This is a genomic window from Halomonas sp. SIMBA_159, assembly GCF_046536035.1.
Taxonomy (GTDB): Bacteria; Pseudomonadota; Gammaproteobacteria; order Pseudomonadales; family Halomonadaceae; genus Vreelandella; species Vreelandella venusta_A.
In genome coordinates, this window is sequence record NZ_JAWJBT010001120.1 from 1 (window position 1) to 252 (window position 252).

Genomic DNA, 252 nt, shown 5'->3' on the forward strand with positions numbered 1-252 from the left:
AGTGGCAGGCCTTCGTGGAGATCTGCCTGGAGTTCGTCGACCGCCAGGTCAAGGACACCTACCACGGCCACAGCAAGCTGGTGACGCCGATCGCGATCACCCTGTTCTTCTGGATCCTGTTGATGAACCTCATCAAGATGATCCCGGCGGATTTCATCGCCAAGCCGCTGGAGCTGGCCGGCATCCACTACTGGAAGCCGGTGCCGACCGCCGACGTCAATGCCACCCTGGGCATGTCGATCAGCGTGTTCT

1 protein-coding gene is annotated in these 252 nt (G+C 60.7%); it reads left to right on the plus strand.

From position 1 onward, the window contains the following. Positions 1-252: F0F1 ATP synthase subunit A (locus tag R0J87_RS22750; protein WP_498889191.1), on the plus strand; the 252-nt coding region annotated here is incomplete at both ends.